General features: G+C 63.7%; 13 protein-coding genes. 2 read left to right on the plus strand and 11 right to left on the minus strand.

Features of this window, described 5'->3' with window-relative positions; genetic code table 11:
* Window positions 1–129: 129 nt before the first annotated feature.
* Complete coding sequence (locus GPA_RS10020) at window positions 130–312, minus strand: hypothetical protein (RefSeq protein ID WP_015539795.1); 183 nt, start codon at window positions 310–312, stop codon at window positions 130–132.
* Between the two features lie 268 nt (window positions 313–580).
* Here GPA_RS10020 and GPA_RS10025 point away from each other — a divergent pair, with 268 nt between their 5' ends.
* Entirely contained in the window at window positions 581–1,867 is a 1,287-nt protein-coding gene (locus GPA_RS10025; protein WP_015539796.1) for a PLP-dependent aminotransferase family protein, read from the plus strand.
* A 189-nt stretch (window positions 1,868–2,056) separates the two neighbouring features.
* Here the strand turns inward: GPA_RS10025 and GPA_RS20635 are convergent, their stop codons facing one another.
* The 6 genes from GPA_RS20635 to GPA_RS16860 form a co-directional block, all read right to left on the minus strand.
* A complete protein-coding gene (locus GPA_RS20635) occupies window positions 2,057–2,320 on the minus strand; it encodes a zinc ribbon domain-containing protein (RefSeq protein WP_114569410.1) in 264 nt (87 codons plus the stop codon).
* Window positions 2,321–2,331: 11 nt separating this feature from the next.
* Entirely contained in the window at window positions 2,332–2,751 is a 420-nt protein-coding gene (locus GPA_RS10030) for a hypothetical protein (RefSeq protein ID WP_041239434.1), read from the minus strand.
* Window positions 2,752–2,809: 58 nt separating this feature from the next.
* Complete coding sequence (locus GPA_RS10035) at window positions 2,810–3,181, minus strand: hypothetical protein (protein ID WP_015539798.1); 372 nt, start codon at window positions 3,179–3,181, stop codon at window positions 2,810–2,812.
* 32 nt (window positions 3,182–3,213) lie between these two features.
* Complete coding sequence (locus tag GPA_RS10040) at window positions 3,214–4,350, minus strand: AAA family ATPase (protein WP_015539799.1); 1,137 nt, start codon at window positions 4,348–4,350, stop codon at window positions 3,214–3,216.
* A 312-nt stretch (window positions 4,351–4,662) separates the two neighbouring features.
* Complete coding sequence (locus GPA_RS10050; protein WP_049784109.1) at window positions 4,663–6,933, minus strand: molybdopterin-containing oxidoreductase family protein; 2,271 nt, start codon at window positions 6,931–6,933, stop codon at window positions 4,663–4,665.
* A 104-nt stretch (window positions 6,934–7,037) separates the two neighbouring features.
* Entirely contained in the window at window positions 7,038–7,496 is a 459-nt protein-coding gene (locus GPA_RS16860; protein WP_049784110.1) for a response regulator transcription factor, read from the minus strand.
* 333 nt (window positions 7,497–7,829) lie between these two features.
* Here GPA_RS16860 and GPA_RS10060 point away from each other — a divergent pair, with 333 nt between their 5' ends.
* A complete protein-coding gene (locus GPA_RS10060) occupies window positions 7,830–8,315 on the plus strand; it encodes a hypothetical protein (protein ID WP_114569411.1) in 486 nt (161 codons plus the stop codon).
* A 115-nt stretch (window positions 8,316–8,430) separates the two neighbouring features.
* Here the strand turns inward: GPA_RS10060 and GPA_RS10065 are convergent, their stop codons facing one another.
* The 4 genes from GPA_RS10065 to GPA_RS10080 all read right to left on the minus strand — a co-directional run.
* Entirely contained in the window at window positions 8,431–8,895 is a 465-nt protein-coding gene (locus tag GPA_RS10065) for a PIN domain-containing protein (protein ID WP_015539803.1), read from the minus strand.
* Window position 8,896: 1 nt separating this feature from the next.
* Window positions 8,897–9,184, minus strand: a complete 288-nt coding sequence (locus GPA_RS10070) for a hypothetical protein (RefSeq protein ID WP_015539804.1) — start codon at window positions 9,182–9,184, stop codon at window positions 8,897–8,899.
* A 226-nt stretch (window positions 9,185–9,410) separates the two neighbouring features.
* Complete coding sequence (nifJ, locus tag GPA_RS10075) at window positions 9,411–12,947, minus strand: pyruvate:ferredoxin (flavodoxin) oxidoreductase (RefSeq protein WP_041239437.1); 3,537 nt, start codon at window positions 12,945–12,947, stop codon at window positions 9,411–9,413.
* Between the two features lie 153 nt (window positions 12,948–13,100).
* The coding region (locus GPA_RS10080) for a very short patch repair endonuclease (RefSeq protein WP_041240375.1) at window positions 13,101–13,532 on the minus strand (432 nt) is incomplete at its 5' end.

The following is a 13,532-nucleotide window of genomic DNA, read 5'->3' on the forward strand; positions in this document are numbered from 1 at the left end:
GCGTGCCGCACACCGCCCTGCCCTCCACGAGCCCCGCGAACGCCCGCATGCGCCTGGCCGACCTCGTGGAGGCGTACCGGCCGCTCCGGGACGCGCTGCGCTGAGGCGCCGCAGGGGACGTCCGTGGGGCTACTTCTCGGCCTTCTCGGGATGGCCGTGGTCCTTCTGCCAGCGGTCCCAGGTTGAGTAGCAGATGGCGGCGCGCTGATCCTGGTCGGGCCATTTGTCCTTCTCGTAGCGGGTGATGTGCTCCATGCAGCGGGAGATGTACGTCTCCTTCTTCTCGTTGCCGCGAGGGTCGGGTATGGGCATGTCCTGCCTCCTTTCACCGGGTCGGCAGCGCGGCGCGCCGCCGACCGTCCGGATAGCCTCGGCCGCATCGTAGGCGGCATGCAACCGGGCGTCCCCGGAGCCCCCGCGGTTGCGACGCGGCGGTTTCCGCTCGGTTGCCCCGCCGTCGACCGCTTCGACACGTTCGCGCGGGAAATGCGCGCCCGGGCGCAATCGCGGTCGACGCAGGGGATGCCAAGTCGTATACTGGCTGATGGAATTGGCAGCACAGAGCGAAAGGATGCACACGATGACAACGTACGCGGACCTGCCCGGAGACGAGCTCGGCACCCTCAAGGCCGAGCTGGAGGCGCAGTACGCCGAGATCAAGGCGCGCGGTCTCGCGCTCAACATGGCACGCGGCAAGCCCGGCGCCGACCAGCTCGACCTGAGCATGCCCATGCTGGCCACGGTGACGACGGCCGAGGACTGCCGCGCCGAGGACGGCACGGACTGCCGCAACTACGGCGTGCTGGACGGCCTGCCCGAGGCGAAGCGCTTCATGGCGTGCATGGTGGAGGAGGACCCGGCGAACATCGTCGTGGGCGGCAACTCCAGCCTTTCGCTCATGTACGAGGCCGTGGCCCGCTGCCTCGACTTCGGCACGCTCGGCTCCAAGCCGTGGAGCCAGTACGATGGCATCAAGTGGCTCTGCCCCACTCCGGGCTACGACCGCCACTTCGGCATCACCGAGGCCTTCGGCATCGAGATGATCCCCGTGCCCATGACGGCGGACGGCCCCGACATGGACGAGGTGGAGCGCCTCGTGGCCGGCGACGCCTCCGTGAAGGGCATCTGGTGCGTGCCGAAGTACTCGAACCCCGGCGGCGTGACCTACTCCGACGACGTGGTGCGCCGCCTGGCCGCCATGGAGTGCGCGGCCGACGACTTCCGCATTTTCTGGGACAACGCCTACTGCGTGCACCATCTCTACGACGACGCGGCCGACCAGGACCAGCTGCTCGACATCGGCGCGGCGTGCCGCGAGGCGGGCAACGAGCACCGCTACTTCAAGTTCGCCTCCACGTCGAAGGTGACGCACCCCGGCTCGGGCATCTCGGCCATCGCGGCCAGCCCCGACAACATCGCCGAGATCAAGAAGCGCATGGGCGTGGGCACCATCGGCTACGACAAGCTGAACCAGCTGCGTCACGTGAAGTTCCTGAAGGACGCCGACGGCCTGGCGGCCCACATGGCCAAGCACGCCGCCATCCTGCGCCCGAAGTTCGAGCTTGTGGTGAGCAAGCTGGACGAGGGCCTGGCCGAGGTGGGCGGCTGCTCGTGGTCGAGCCCGCGCGGCGGCTACTTCGTGTCGTTCGACGCGCCCGAGGGCACGGCGAAGCGCATCGTGGGCCTGGCGAAGGAGGCCGGCGTGACCATGACCGGCGCCGGCGCCACCTACCCCTACAAACAGGACCCGCGCGACAGCAACATCCGCATCGCCCCCACGCTGCCCCCGCTCGCCGAGCTGGACGCCGCCATGGACGTGTTCGTGTGCTGCGTGAAACTGGCCTACGCGGAGAAACTGCTGGGCTAGGCTGCGCAGAGGGCACGGCACCGCGTCGCGCCCCTTCCCCATCGATTCCCCTAGGCGACCCGGCACCCGTGCCGGGTCGCCTCGCATCCGCCGCCTCCCACGCACCTCGGGGCCCGTCGACGCTGGGGCGGAGATACCCAGGGAGCCTGGCGCTCCTTTACCGCTGCAGCTCAGACGCATCGGACGATTTCAGAGGCGTGGGCGATTCGGCGCCGCAGGGGCGCCGGGTTTGCCTGCATTACCGAAGGCACCTGGAACCTCCGGAGCCCCCGACGCCCCGGACGCACCGGGAAAGGCTTGCGTTGTGGGCAGGTTTGCCCCACATGCGGAGCAAACCTCCGCTGAAGGATCGTTCGTCTCGCCGCATTTCGGGCACGTCTTGTCCAGTGTTACCGCTGCCGGTCTAAAGCACATGTCTGCCTTCCTTCTTGATAGGTATCGCCTCGCTTGCATCGATCATCGCTTTACCTCCCTATGCCGAGCAGGGATTCGTCGAGCTTGGGCTCGAACGCCGCGGGGTCGAACTGCTGGGACGGAATGGTGTAGGGAAGCTTCTCTATATCCAACGCTATCGGTTCGAGATCGACGAACCCGCACTCCTTCAGCTGCTCGACCGCTGCAGCCGACAGCCTGATCTGGAATTTTTCCTCGCCGTCGACGCGCATGGTAAGCAGGCTCGCCCAAAGCCTCACCCCCTCGTCGCAGGCCGTCCGTCCCGTGAGCCCTGCGCTTCGGACCGTCAGCGCCATCTCCTCGTCGCCGAACCCGCGCGAGATGAGGCTCACGTGATCCTCTTGGCCGAGCCCGATGATCCCCTCTTTCGTGCAGAACCCGTCGATGAAGAACAGGGTTCCCTTCGTCGCATGCTTTATGTCCATAGCCATCGCCACCGTTTCCTGTATCGCCTAACCGAAAACCCGGTCCGCCGCGCGCGGCCGACACTCATTGCTTTTCCCTCGACGGCTTCGCCACCGAGAGCTTCGCGCTCGCCGCCAGACCGTCCACGTACCGTCCGACTTCGAGAACCCAGCGGTCGAATACCGTCTTCAGATCGGCGCCGGGGTACCTTCCCTCGCGATAATAGAGCTTGTACGGGTATTCCACGATGAGGCGGTACGCCTCGCTTCCTTCCGCAACTGCGCGTACGTCCGGAGGGCTTATCATGGTCGCAGAATTTGCCGCCTGGTAAAGCTTGTAGAACGCCGCGCGGATCTTACCGCTCGCGTTCGGATCCGCCGTCTGCAGCAGCACTTGATCCATCAGCGCCGACGCCTCGCGCAACAGCACGAACGAGTCTTCGTAGAGAACCGCCATGCCGACCCCCTTTCGACGTGCACCCGCATTGCCTACGAGAACAGCTCGCGCAGGGCGGCTTCGTCGGTTACGTCTATCTCGGAAGCGCGGGTGATGCGGTCTTCCTTCGCGAAGTGGTAGACCTTCACGTCCTCTTCGGGCACCGTTCCCGCCAAAACGAGCTTCCGCAGCTCTTGGAGTACGTGGTCGGAGTGCGAAGTGATGAGCACCCGCTTGCCCTCTTTCGTAAAATCAGCGAGGATCTTGGCCATGGCTCGTTGGAACCGGGGGTGCAGGTGGGTTTCCGGTTCCTCGATCATGACAAGGGAACCCGGCTCGGACAGCGAGCCCAGGACGATCGAGGCAACCGATTGGTTCACGCCGTACCCCGAATTGACCGCGCTCACCCACATGCCGCTTTCAGCAAGGTCGATGACCACGCTCGGACCGCTCATCACGTAGGGGCTGATCTCGACGCCCAGCGACGACAGCCGATCCGTCATGCGATCAAGCTGCGCTTCCATGGCGGGATAGCGCTTCGCCTCGTTGATACGGTAGATGATGAGGTTGGACAGCCACTCTTCAAGCGCGGACGAGTCGCCGGTGCGGTTCGAGATATCCTCAACCGTGGGCTTCCCTGCAAGCAGAGGATAATTGTACTTGGTGAAGCCACGGTTGGAGGACAGGTAGAGCATGTTCTCGAACCATCCCATCGTGCGCTTCTGCTCTTGCATGGTTTTCGCAGGATCGGGAGAAGTGAACACGCCGCCGCCGTATCCTCCGGCCGCTATCGGGAAGAACAAGCGCCCTGAGGCCTCGACGGCACCGTCGGTGCGGCTATCCCATTTCCATCCTTCCTCGCCATCGACGGCAAAGGACTCCACCACGCCACCCATAGAGGCCTCGAGGCTGTATTGCAGCTCTTCTGCGTCTCCGTCCAAGGTGACGGAGATCCGTATGGGAAGATCGGTATCGTGACGAGACACCACTTCCCGGTAATCGCCGAGGCGCAGAAGGTAGTCGTTGAAGCTCAGCTCCTTCTTCTGGAGGCTCTGCTTGACGAAGGCGAGCGACTGGATGACCGTCGTCTTGCCGGTCGAGTTGAATCCGGTGAGCACGTTGATTTTCGAAAAATCGAGATCGGTAGCTTGCTGGGCTTTGAAGTTTTCCAGGTGAATATGCTTAAGCATGGTTATCTCCTCAAGGTAAATACCGCAGATGTCATCGTGCGCGCAGGTAGGTGCTCACCGGCTTCGCAGGCTCTACGGCAAGCGCGTGGGTCGGACACCATTTCACGCACGCCATGCAACCTACGCACACGTAATCTTTCTTCAATTCGGCCAGCTCGCCGGCAAACTCGAGGTTGCCGCGCACGCATCGCTGCGCGCAGGCGCCGCAACCACAGCACGAAGAGCCGATATGGACGATATAAGGCGAGTACATGTCACCATCCCCATTGCGCGGTCCCCGCCCGCAGGCAGAGCGGGGACCGCACGTCCGGTCTATTTCGTAAACGTGTTGAACGGGGCTTCAGCCGCCTTGTACACCTTGCACTGTGCAAGCTTCATGTTGTACACGCCGCTCAGCTTGCAGCAGTTCTCCACGGCGTTGTCGGTGCACATGTTGATGTTCGATATGAACCAGCCGCCGAGCCAGGGGTCTTCCTCGGGAAGCTCGGGGAACCACCAGCCATGCTGGGCCGAAACGACCTGGGGCATGATGCCCGAATCGAGCTTGGCGCGCTGAAGGCACTTGCCGCGCAGCGTCTCGATCCAGCACCACATGCCGTCGCCGATGCCGAGGTTCGCCGCCGTTTCCGGATGGATCTGGAAGTACGGATCGGGATAGCGTTCGCGGCATCCCTTCACCTGACGGTACTCGGAGTGGTAGTACGGCATGAAGCGCGACCCCGCCGTGAGGATGAGCGGGTACTCGGCCGCAAGCTCGGGCGTCGACACCGGAGACTCGAACGGCTCCTCGTAGTATGGGATGGCCTCGTCTTCGGAGAAGAGCTTCTCGAGGATGGTCGAATATATCTCCACCTTGCCCGTCGGGGTGCCGAAACCGTACAGCTCGCCGGTCTGCGGGTCGGTGAGCTCGTGCCACTTGTCGGGCGAAGGGCAGAACACCGGTTTGCCAACGGTATCGGCCGACTTGACGCCGAGCGGCTCGACCATGAAGTCGTTCGCTTCCTCGGAGTCCTTCCACGGCCAGTACTTCTCGAACTCCTCCTTCTCGAACGTGCCCTCGGCAAGAGAGCGCCAGAACGCATAGTTGTCGCGGCGCTCGTACAAAGGCTCGATGGCGGCCTCGCCGGTAAGGGCAACACCCGAGATGGCCGGTCCGCCGCCGTTGGTGCCCCATACCTGCACGCGCTCGAGCCAGCCTGCTGCAGGCAGCACGTAATCGGAGAGCATCACGGCCGGCGTCATGGTGTACTCATGCGTCACCATGAGATCGAGCAGCTTGATGCACTCGTACAGGTCGTTCGAATTCGAAAGGTTGGAGAAGGGGTTGGACGCGAAGCAGATCATGCCCTTGACCGGATACGGCTTACCCGTCCTGATGGCCTGGCTGACCACCGACCAATTCTGCGTGCATGTGGCATCCTGGTTGAGGAAGTAGGGATGCTTGAACACACGGCTCTGCGCATCGGAGATCATCTGGTAGCTCGGCCAGCTGTGCATGGGGAACTGGTCGGCCCCGAGCTGCTTCTCACGCTGGGAGACGGGAAGCAGGTCGGGCATCTCCATCGAGGCGAGCGGGCGGACGGCATTGGGCGGGGCGAGGTAGGTCTGCCCCATCTCGTTAACGCCAACAAGAGCTTTGAGCAGCGCTTTCGCACGGTTCGCCTGCGTCATGTTCCTGCCGATGGTGTCGGTGGGAAGGCCCCACGGCATGAAGCACGGGCGGATGGTCGCATACATGCGCGCCGCCGCCCGGATCTTCGCGGCGGGAACCCACGTGATCTCGGCGACCTTCTCGGGCGTATAGGCCTGCACCGCTTCTTTGAGCTGGTCGAAGCCGTACGTCCACTTCTCCACGAACTCCTTGTTGTAAAGCTCCTCGTTGATGATGACGTTCATCCAACCGAGCGCAAGCGCGCCGTCGGTGCCGGGGCGCAAGCGCAGCCATATGTCGGCACGGGCCGCATACTCGGTGCAGCGGGGATCGACCACGATGATCTTCGCATCGGGATTGTTGGCGAACAGCTGGCTGTAGCCCCAATGCTCCGGAAAATCGCCGCACTGGGCGGGGTTGCGGCCCCAGAACACGACGCATTGGGTGTTCGGTGCCGTAGAGGTCGCTCCGAACTGGCCGAACGTTGCGCTTTCAATCGAATAGGTGGGGCACCAGCACATCTCGGCGCCGCCCATGGCAACGTTGGGACTGCCGTATTGGTTGAAGAAGCGCGAGATATACCATTCGTCGGAACGTCCGGTGCCATGCGAGAACACGACCGTTTCAGGTCCGTACTCGTCGGCAAGCCTGCGCAGCTCGGCACCGATCTCCTTGCATGCCTGATCCCACGTGATCTGCTGCCACTTGCCCGATCCGCGCGCGCCGATTCGCTTGAGCGGGTAGTTCAGGCGCTTCGGGTGGTCAAGCCACTCGAGCTGAAACCCCACGCGCTCGCACACCTTGCCCTGGTTGATGGGACACTGCGGATCGCCTTCGATCTTCGTTGCTTTGCCATCTTCAACGGTGACGAGCACCCCGCAGTTCGAATGGCAGCCGAAGCACAGCGATTTCTTCAGTTCTACGTTTGACATGACGTCTTCCCTTCCGTCCATGATAACCATGTCCAGCTTGCTGGAAAACGCATGATGCCGAAGCACTAGTGCCGAGCGCTAGCTTTTGCGTTGCGAATACCGCTTCATTCCGCGCCGGTGGAGCTTTGGGCGGCGCCATCGCCGGGCTGTTCGACTTGCGAACCGTTCCCCGGATCGAACGGGTTGCACAGTTCCAAAGCTCCGACGATAGCCATCAGCTGATCGCGGCTTTCCGCATTGAAGCGCTTTTTCAAAGCGTTGATATGCATTCTCACGGTCGCCTCCGAGATAGCGAGCTCGCTTGCAATCTGCTTCGGCGCAAACGAACGCGCCATAAGCTGGAGGATCTGCCGCTGCCGCTCGGTGAGGAGCGGAGCCACGCTTGGCGGCCCTTTGACCGGCTCCACGAGAAGGATCTCCCCGCTGATGGACACCTCGAACGATTCGTCGGAATACCGCGGTTGCAATTCGGTGCGAAACACCTTGAACAACTCTTGCATGTTGTTGATGTCGCATCTATGGATGAAATCGCCGCTGCTGCTGTACACCAGTATCGATAGCATATCAAGCTCCTCGTGCTTGCCCCGCACACGCCACGACACATTCCGACCAGATTCGGAACCACTCCCCTTGAAGGCCTGCCGAGCCTCCCTACCAGTATAAAAACCAAAACCCTCGCAACGCAACCTATCTAAATGGATAGGTGTTCGCATCCACTAGCAAATTTGACAGATAGCCAACGAGTACCGCGGGGCGCTATCGTTTGCTCACTGCATGATGCCGAACATGCTCGTTATCCGATACGTTCGCAAGGAGGTGATGCGCCCAGCACGACCCGTATCCCCACGCCACTGCCGCCTGCCAGCCTTTTCGCCCTCGTCGAAAAGAGGTATGCAATGTCATTAGCATTTCGCGTAGCCATGGGATTTCTCATGTCGGTGTTTCTCGCCTTCACCATGAGCCTTTTCTCGCCGATCGTCGCAGGAGCGGCGGTCGAGCCGATGGGGCTTTTGATGGGAACGCTTTCGGGAATCGTTATCGGAACGGTTGTCATGGCGGCGCTTCCCGTTATCCCGCTCTCTATGAAGTTCGCCGTATCGTGCGGAGCCAAGGAGGGGTCGCTCAGCTGGTTCCTGCTCAAGGACGTGCTTCTGTGCACTATCATGTACCTCATCCTATCGCTCTGCCTCAACGCCATGGTTTCCGGCATCGATGCGTCGTTCGTGAATCGCTGGCTTGCACCTGCCCCTTTGCTATGGATCATCTGCTACGTTGTCGCCATACAGGTGGAGCCCCTGTGCATGTTCCTCTCGTGCAAGATTACGCGCACCCAGCTCTCGTTCGGCGCGCCCGAGGCGGCTCCCGAGGCGGAAGGTCGTTAGCCGTATGTGCAAGCACCGCGCAGCGCCTCGCCTAACGCCTCGCCGGTGAAAAAGCGGAACCCCGCCCCGTCGCCTTACGGCGGGCGAGGTTCCGCCGACAGAGAAGCAGCGCCTGCTAGATGGCGACCTCGTCGTAATCGAAGCCGAACTCCTCGTGCATCCAGGCGAAGAACTCGTCGCAGTCGACAACCTTGATCACCGACGACTCGAAGTCTTTCTGGTTGCGTGTGACGATGGCGTCGGCCCTCATCTCCAGGGCCGACTCGAATATCAGCGAATCCTCCGGATCCTTCCACGCTGCCGCAAGTATGCGGTCGACCTCCCGGTCGCTCACCGCGTGCACGTTCACGAACGTCCGCAGACCACGCAGCTGCTCGAGTACGCGCGGCAGAAGCTTGCGGCTCCCGGCTTCGGAGAGGATGTAGATAAGATCCGTCACTTGCGACGAGGTGATCCACAGATCGAACTCACCCACCCGGCCCGCCATCATCAGCAAGCGCGTTTTGGCGTAGTGAGGGTCGCGCTCGTGCAGAAAGTCGATGACAACGTTGGTGTCAAGCAGCAGCTTCAATCGGCCCATCTCACATCAGGCCCTTTGCGCGGAGCCGCTCCCGCCTCACCTCGGCCTTGGTCATATCGTCGAAACGCGAGGATCGCTTCGACGTCAGGGCGTCGACGAACCGCGCAGCCGCAGCCCATTTCGCATCGTCGCCCGGGCGGGCGTCACTGGAAAAGAGGAAATCAGCCTCCCCTTCGTCGATAAGCCGGTCGTACATGAGGTTGATGGCCTGCGATGCGCTCAAGCCATCGCGCGTGAGGACGCTCGCGCCGCGACGCTTCTTCTCCGCCGCCATGCGCGCCGTCACCATAGCATCATCCACAAGGCCTCCTTCCTTTTCCTCGTAGTGTACAACATATTATGTACAACATCAAGGGAAGGCAACGGGGGGGACAGGGATACCCCGAGCACTCATTATGCGCGGCCGTGTGCGCGGAGCTGAGAGAAGCAAAGGCGAGGCCGGATCGGCCTCGCCTTTCTGTTGAACATCCTGCAATAACGAGCCTTATGTCAGGCAAGCTACCTTGCAGCCGGCCTTACGCCTGGGCGTAGAGGTCCTTCAGCTTCAGCAGGTGCTCGTAGCGATTCAGGGCGGCCTGCTCGTTGCGCTCGAAGAGCTCGGCGGCGCGCTCGGGGAACTCGCGGGTCAGGCGGCTGTAACGGGCCTCGTTCATGAGGAACTCCTGGTAGCCGCCCGCCGGCTCCTTGGAGTCCAGCACGAACTTCTTTCCGGGCTCGGCGGCCGGGTTGAAGCGGAACAGGTTCCAGTAGCCGCAGTCCACGGCCTTCTTCATCTCGTCCTGGCAGTTGGCCATGCCGCCCTTGATGGAGTGCATCTCGCACGGCGAGTAGCCGATGATCAGCGACGGCCCCGGATACGCCTCGGCCTCGGCGATGGCCTTGATGGTCTGCGCCGGCTTGGCGCCCATGGCCACCTGCGCCACGTACACGTAGCCGTACGCCATGGCGATCTCGGTGAGGCTCTTCTTCTTGATGTCCTTGCCGGAGGCGGCGAACTGCGCCACCTGGCCGATGTTGGAGGCCTTCGACGCCTGGCCGCCCGTGTTGGAGTACACCTCGGTGTCGAACACGAACACGTTCACGTCCTGGCCGGAGGCCAGCACGTGGTCGAGTCCGCCGTAGCCGATGTCGTAGGCCCAGCCGTCGCCGCCGAAGATCCAGACGGACTTCTTGGCCAGGTAGTCCTTGTTCTCGAGAATGGCGGCGGCCAGCTCGTTGCCCGGCACCAGCTTCTCCAGCTCGGCGACGTAGGCGTCGGCGGCGAGCTTGCTGCCCTCGGCCTCGCCGCGTGCATCGAGCCATGCCTGCGCCGCGGCCAGCACGTCCTCGCCGGCGTCGGTCGCCAGCAGCGCCTCGGTGTCGGCCACCAGCTTGTCGCGCACGGCCTCGTGCCCGAGCAGCATACCCAGACCATGCTCGGCGTTGTCCTCGAACAGCGAGTTCGACCAGGCCGGGCCGCGGCCGTCCTTGTTCACCGCGTACGGCGACGTGGCGGCCGGGCCGCCCCAGATGGACGAGCAGCCGGTGGCGTTCGTGATGTACATGCGGTCGCCGAACAGCTGGGTGACGAGCTTGGCGTACGCCGTCTCGGCGCAGCCCGCGCAGGCGCCCGAGAACTCCAGCAGCGGCTGCTTGAACTGGCTGCCCTTGACGCTGGCGTCCTCCAGCTCGGGCTTGCCGGACACGTGCTCCACGCAGTAGTCGAACACGTCCTGCTGGGCAAGCTCGTCTTCCTGCGGCACCATGGAAAGCGAGTCGGACGGGCACACGTTCACGCACACGCTGCAGCCCATGCAGTCGAGCGGAGAGATGGCCAGCGTGTACTGCAGGCCGGCAGCGGCCTTGCCCTTCGCCGGCACGAGCGTGGTCGCAGCCGGTGCCGCCGCAGCCTCCGCCTCGGTGAGGGCGAAGGGACGGATGGTGGCATGCGGGCAGACGAACGCGCACTGGTTGCACTGGATGCAGGTGGCGGCGTCCCAGGCGGGAACGCTCACGGCCACGCCGCGCTTCTCGTACGCCGCAGCGCCCTGCTCGAACTGGCCGTCCACGTGCGGAATGAACGCGGACACAGGCAGGCGGTCGCCGTCCATGCGGCCCACCGGCTCCATGATCTCGCGCACCATCTTCACCACTTCGGCACGGCCCTCAAGCGCGGGGGCCTCGCCCTCATCGACGGCCTCGGCCCAGCTGGCCGGGACCTCCACCTGCACGAATGCGGTGGCACCCGCATCGATGGCGCGGTGGTTCATATCGACGACGTCCTGGCCCTTCTTCATATAGGACTTCGTGGCCGCATCCTTCATGTACTGGATGGCCTCGTCCTGAGGGATGACGTTCGCCAGCGTGAAGAACGCCGACTGCAGGATAGTGTTCGTGCGCTTGCCCATGCCGATCTCGCGGGCAAGGTCGATGGCGTTGATGGTGTAGAGCTTGATGCCGTTGTTGGCGATATAGCGCTTGGCCTCGGCGTTCAGATGATGCTCAAGCTCTTCCGGCGTCCACTGGCAGTTGATCATGAACGTGCCGCCCGGCTTCACGTCGTTCACCATGCGGAAGCCCTTGGTGACGTAGGACGGGTTGTGGCAGGCCACGAAGTCGGCCTTGTTCACATAATAGGTGCTGCGGATGGGAGAGTCGCCGAAGCGCAGGTGGCTGATGGTCACGCCGCCGGTCTTCTTCGAGTCGTACTGGAAGTAGGCCTGCACGTACTTGTCGGTGTGGTCGCCGATGATCTTGATGGAGTTCTTGTTCGCGCCCACGGTGCCGTCGCCGCCGAGGCCCCAGAACTTGCACTCCACCGTGCCCGCGGCCGCCGTGTTGGGGCTCGCCGGGTCCTCGGGAAGCGACAGGTTGGTCACGTCGTCCACGATGCCCACGGTGAACTCGCGCGCCGGGGCGTCCTTCTCCAGCTCCTTGTACACGGCGAACACCGACGAGGGCGGGGTGTCCTTCGAGGCCAGGCCGTAGCGGCCGCCCACCACGGTGAGGTCGCCTCGGCCCTCGTGCGCGAGCGCGTTCACCACGTCCATGTACAGCGGCTCGCCGAGCGCGCCCGGCTCCTTCGTGCGGTCCATGACCGCGATCTTCTTGCACGTGGCCGGCAGCGCCGCCATGAACTTCTCGCTCACGAACGGGCGGTACAGGCGCACCTTCACCAGGCCCACCTTCTCGCCGTGCGCGTTCAGGTAGTCCACGACCTCCTCAACCACGTCGCAGAACGAGCCCATGGCCACGATCACGCGGTCGGCGTCGGGCGCGCCGTAGTAGTTGAACAGCTCGTAGTTCGTGCCGAGCTTGGCGTTCACCTGGTGCATGTAGTCCTCGACCACGGCGGGCAGCGCATCGTAGATGCCGTTGCAGGCCTCGCGGTGCTGGAAGAACACGTCGCCGTTCTCATGGCTGCCGCGCATGGCGGGGTGCTCGGGGTTGAGCGCGTGCTCGCGGAAGGCGCGCACCGCGTCCATGTCGCACATCTCGGCCAGGTCGTCGTAGTCCCACACGGAGATCTTCTGCACCTCGTGGGAGGTGCGGAAGCCGTCGAAGAAGTTGATGAACGGCACGCGGCCCTTGATGGCGGCGAGGTGCGCCACGGCGGACAGGTCCATGACCTCCTGCACGTTCGTCTCGGCCAGCATGGCGAAGCCCGTCTGGCGGCAGGCCATGACGTCGGAGTGGTCGCCGAAGATGGAGAGCGCCTGCGTGGCCACGGTGCGCGCGCTCACGTGGAACACGCACGGCAGCTGCTCGGCGGCCATCTTGTACATGTTGGGGATCATGAGGAGCAGGCCCTGCGAGGCCGTGTAGGTGGTGGTGAGCGCGCCGGCGGCGAGCGAACCGTGGACCGCGCCCGCGGCACCGCCCTCGGACTGCATCTCGCACACCTTCACCTTCGTGCCGAAGATGTTCTTCTGGCCGGCAGCGGACCACTGGTCAACGAGGTCGGCCATCGGGCTCGACGGGGTGATGGGATAGATGCCCGCCACCTCGGTGAACGCGTAGGACACGTAAGCCGCGGCGTTGTTGCCGTCCATGGATTTGAATTCTCTCGTCATGCTTTCCTCTCCTCTTAAGGGGATTTCGACCAGGGCCGAACCTCGCGCCTGGAGAACACACCGCTCCCATGATACCAGCAGGGGCTCCCCTTCGTGCGCGGCGGGCGCGGCGGCCGGCACGGCGCGGTCGCCCGCATCGGCAAGCGGTGGGAATTATGCAGGATCGGTGAGCGCCCCGGACACGAGCTCCTTGTCCAGCTCCTCGGCGAGCACGGGCAGCAGCTCGGCCATCGTGGCGTCGATGGCCTTCTTCTTCAGCTGGCATTCCCAGACCACGTGCACCTTCCAGCCCAAGGCCTCCAGGGCGGCGCGGCTCTGCTCGTCGCGCTCCACGTTGCGCGCGAACTTCACCACCCAGTACTCCACGTTGCTCTTGGGCAGCGAGAGGTTGCAGTGCGGGCAGCGGTGCCAGAAGCATCCGTTGACGAACAGGGCCACCTTCTTGCCCGGCCAGGCCACGTCGGGATGCCCCGGCACCTTCCACTGCAGGCGGTAGCCCGAAAGCCCCGCCGCGCGCAGGCGGGCCCGCACGACGAGCTCGGGCCTCGTGTCGGCGCGCTTGTTGCCCCGCATGGACTTGCGCAC

The organism is Gordonibacter pamelaeae 7-10-1-b (assembly GCF_000210055.1).
GTDB lineage: Bacteria > Actinomycetota > Coriobacteriia > Coriobacteriales > Eggerthellaceae > Gordonibacter > Gordonibacter pamelaeae.

What these genes read in the sequence shown, in the direction of transcription:
- GPA_RS10020 (WP_015539795.1), bottom strand. Translation starts at nt 312, where the DNA reads ATGCCCATACCCGACCCTCGCGGCAACGAGAAGAAGGAGACGTACATC.
- GPA_RS10025 (WP_015539796.1), top strand. Translation starts at nt 581, where the DNA reads ATGACAACGTACGCGGACCTGCCCGGAGACGAGCTCGGCACCCTCAAG.
- GPA_RS20635 (WP_114569410.1), bottom strand. Translation starts at nt 2,320, where the DNA reads ATGCAAGCGAGGCGATACCTATCAAGAAGGAAGGCAGACATGTGCTTT.
- GPA_RS10030 (WP_041239434.1), bottom strand. Translation starts at nt 2,751, where the DNA reads ATGGCTATGGACATAAAGCATGCGACGAAGGGAACCCTGTTCTTCATC.
- GPA_RS10035 (WP_015539798.1), bottom strand. Translation starts at nt 3,181, where the DNA reads ATGGCGGTTCTCTACGAAGACTCGTTCGTGCTGTTGCGCGAGGCGTCG.
- GPA_RS10040 (WP_015539799.1), bottom strand. Translation starts at nt 4,350, where the DNA reads ATGCTTAAGCATATTCACCTGGAAAACTTCAAAGCCCAGCAAGCTACC.
- GPA_RS10050 (WP_049784109.1), bottom strand. Translation starts at nt 6,933, where the DNA reads ATGTCAAACGTAGAACTGAAGAAATCGCTGTGCTTCGGCTGCCATTCG.
- GPA_RS16860 (WP_049784110.1), bottom strand. Translation starts at nt 7,496, where the DNA reads ATGCTATCGATACTGGTGTACAGCAGCAGCGGCGATTTCATCCATAGA.
- GPA_RS10060 (WP_114569411.1), top strand. Translation starts at nt 7,830, where the DNA reads ATGTCATTAGCATTTCGCGTAGCCATGGGATTTCTCATGTCGGTGTTT.
- GPA_RS10065 (WP_015539803.1), bottom strand. Translation starts at nt 8,895, where the DNA reads ATGGGCCGATTGAAGCTGCTGCTTGACACCAACGTTGTCATCGACTTT.
- GPA_RS10070 (WP_015539804.1), bottom strand. Translation starts at nt 9,184, where the DNA reads ATGGTGACGGCGCGCATGGCGGCGGAGAAGAAGCGTCGCGGCGCGAGC.
- nifJ (WP_041239437.1), bottom strand. Translation starts at nt 12,947, where the DNA reads ATGACGAGAGAATTCAAATCCATGGACGGCAACAACGCCGCGGCTTAC.